Below are 2619 nucleotides of genomic sequence, written 5' to 3' on the forward strand. Positions count from 1 at the left end.
GGGGTAATCTCGCCGGGGACAAAGGACTGCCGGACATGGTAGGCCAGCACATCGTCCGCGCCCCGTACCCGTCCGGTAGCAGAAATGTACTCCCGTTTTGACAGCAGAAACTCGGCGTCGGCTACCCGGCTGTCACACGCAAAGCCGGTGACGAGCCTGCCGTTATCTGTCTTTTGCGGGTTGGATACATAGTCGATAATGTCACTGACCGCCTGACTTTCGGTGCGGCCTTTGCCAATGTGCAGCGGCATGATGCGTGTGGTTGTCATGATGGAATCCTCCTCTCAAAAAAATAACGGCCTGATGAACAAGCCGTTGCTGGTTATTCAAAGTATGTCATAGGGAAAATCTGTGAAATCTCCGTTTGGTTCATCCTCCTCGAACCGGGCTGGCGAAAAGCGCATTTCATATTGTTCCTTTGCGAGCGCCCGAATGTCCGGGCGTTTATCGTGCATCTTCTTTTTCAGCCAGGAAATCTGCTCCTTTGAAAGCCGCCAGGGGAGATTCAGCAGGCGGTTCATTGCCGCCATTTCAGATTTCTTTTCCGGCGGCAGGGAGGCGCACGTTTTGCAGATATGCGCCGCATGGCCTTTACCCGAAAACTTTTCGTTTGATTTATACTCACCGCAGATTTTGCAGTAATGCCCGCGCTTTTTCATTCCGATTCACTGTCCTCTGTCAGAGCATACAAACGGTGGACCGCCCCCATAACGGTGTTCCATTCCAGATCAGCCGCATAGGAAAATTTCCTGCGGTAAGCGGACCAAAGCGCCTGCATCGCATGGCTGTTTTCTACTTCAGAAAACACTTCCTTCGCTTCTTTCAAATGCCCCTCGGTTCCGCGCTTGCGGGCGGTAGCAAGGAGCGCGTGGCGGAGAATATCGGAATCCAGCGATCTTCCATGAAGCTGTTCCAGAATGTAGAGGTCATAAAAATCCCTCATACGGGTGTTTGTTATGGTCCGGGCAATCATTGTTTCCAGCTTTTCCGCGAGTACGGTTTCCAGATTGTACGCCCAAATATCAATGGAGCGTTCCTCCAGCATAAGCCGGAACCTGTACCGGACTGCCCTCGGCGTAATCACATCCCCGGTAGAAATATCAATTTTCAGCGGCGTCACCACCCCGTCAAAGACTGTGGCCATGCTGACCCGAATCCCCGGATACTCGGCCTCGTCCATGATTTCCGAAATGCTTTTCACCTGGAACTCCACACCGTCCTCAATGGGGACTGCTATGATAGAGGACATCAGATTTTCAATGTCCTCCACATTCACGCTGGCCCCTCTGACGGTTGCGTCTAAATCCATTGTAGACCGGGCATCCAACCCTACCATTGCGGCAACCAGCATCCCGCCTTTCAAAATAAAGTTATCCCGATATTCAGAAAGGGAAATACGTTCCAGGAAACGCTCCATCATATAGTTCCGCATCAAAATCTGTGCGTCCGCCGATTTCTCCTTTGCGAGATTGCGGATCAAATCTTTCAGCTGCCTTGCTGTCTTTATCATAATAGCACCTCCAAATACTGCCGCAAAATTTTTTCAACCCGGAACAGCCCTGCATACTGCATCAGCCTCCGCAGGTTTTTCTCTTTCCTGCGGGCGTACATTTTGAGCGCCCCTTGAAATGTCTGCATCTCAATGCTGCTCCGGCAGCGAAGCAGGTCGCAGATGGTCCGCTCCATATCATAAGCCGGAACCGTATGCCCGAAAGGAGTTTGAGCCGTACTCTTTCCGACGTCATGCAGCTCCGGTTTTATGGTGTAGACCAAAATCCCGTCCGCTTTCAATCTGGTCGTGCTGTATCCCCGTCTGACGGTAATGGAATAGGGGGAAGGCTCCCGGTCGGTCAGATCATGGAAAAACAGCGCCGTTTCATGAGAAAAAATCCCCTGGCTGCATCGTAAATGGAGCAGGTACATCCCATCGACCCAGGCATCCGGCGATACATAAACCCCATGTGCCGCCTGTTCCAATTCTTTTTCCTTCACATAGTTGTAAAAAACGGATTTTGGAATTCCCCGTTTCACCACCTCTGATGTTTGGAGCATACCGTGTTGTCCCTCTAAAATCGTGTCCAGCTGTTCAAACTGTGTCATGCCCTCACTTCCTTTCGTGCTACTATTATACATGATTGTAGCACGAAAGTAAATAGCGGCAAAAAGAAAAAGCGGAGGAAGGCGCGGCGAAGAACGCCGTTCCTCCCTCCGCAGATGGAGCAAACTATCCGGTCAGGAGAGCTTGGCAAGCTGGGCCAGTATCTTCTGCACACCGTCCCAAAGCTGTTCCTGCCGCTGGGATATATCCTCCAAATCAGCGTCATAAACCCGCCCTATTTCATGCACTTTACGGGTCAGCTGGTTCAGGTTGTTGCTGGAATAACGCATCAGGGACACCAGCTCCTTCAGCTCCGGCAAATCCAGCTTTACCACATACCCGTCCAGCGCCATTTTCCGCAGGTAGGCTTCCCGGTTGACGGTTCCAAGCTGGGACATTTTCTGCTCAATCAGGGCCAGCTCCTCCGGGGAAACCCGGAAATTCACCTGTACCTCCCGTTTCCGCTTTGCCGCGCTCATCGTTCCGGTTCCCGTTTCTTAGGGGCGGCGGGTCTGCGTTCC

The 2619-nt window shown here is 52.1% G+C and carries 4 protein-coding genes and 1 pseudogene; all 5 read right to left on the bottom strand.

From position 1 onward, the window contains the following. Positions 1–269 (bottom strand): annotated as a pseudogene (locus D5269_RS17305) (relaxase/mobilization nuclease domain-containing protein); the annotation flags it as partial. Positions 270–326: 57 nt separating this feature from the next. Beyond that, on the bottom strand, positions 327–659 hold the full coding sequence (locus D5269_RS17310; RefSeq protein WP_016285074.1) for a hypothetical protein: 333 nt from the start codon (positions 657–659) through the stop codon (positions 327–329). Beyond that, the gene (locus D5269_RS17315) at positions 656–1510 is read right to left on the bottom strand and encodes a nucleotidyl transferase AbiEii/AbiGii toxin family protein (RefSeq protein ID WP_120487488.1); all 855 of its coding nucleotides are present in this window, start codon (positions 1508–1510) and stop codon (positions 656–658) included. Before D5269_RS17315 ends, D5269_RS17310 begins: the two co-directional genes overlap by 4 nt. Further along, positions 1507–2100, bottom strand: coding sequence for a type IV toxin-antitoxin system AbiEi family antitoxin domain-containing protein (locus D5269_RS17320; RefSeq protein WP_120487486.1), 594 nt, complete (start codon positions 2098–2100; stop codon positions 1507–1509). Before D5269_RS17320 ends, D5269_RS17315 begins: the two co-directional genes overlap by 4 nt. Before the next feature lie 132 nt (positions 2101–2232). Continuing rightward, complete coding sequence (mobC, locus tag D5269_RS17325) at positions 2233–2577, bottom strand: plasmid mobilization relaxosome protein MobC (RefSeq protein ID WP_166545235.1); 345 nt, start codon at positions 2575–2577, stop codon at positions 2233–2235. Positions 2578–2619 lie beyond the last annotated feature (42 nt).

The organism is Anaerotruncus sp. 1XD42-93 (genome assembly GCF_009917605.1).
Taxonomy (GTDB): domain Bacteria; phylum Bacillota; class Clostridia; order Oscillospirales; family Ruminococcaceae; genus Anaerotruncus.

Bases quoted from the DNA above. Each gene is read 5' to 3' on its own strand.
- D5269_RS17310 (WP_016285074.1), bottom strand. From the start codon at position 659: ATGAAAAAGCGCGGGCATTACTGCAAAATCTGCGGTGAGTATAAATCA.
- D5269_RS17315 (WP_120487488.1), bottom strand. From the start codon at position 1,510: ATGATAAAGACAGCAAGGCAGCTGAAAGATTTGATCCGCAATCTCGCA.
- D5269_RS17320 (WP_120487486.1), bottom strand. From the start codon at position 2,100: ATGACACAGTTTGAACAGCTGGACACGATTTTAGAGGGACAACACGGT.
- mobC (WP_166545235.1), bottom strand. From the start codon at position 2,577: ATGAGCGCGGCAAAGCGGAAACGGGAGGTACAGGTGAATTTCCGGGTT.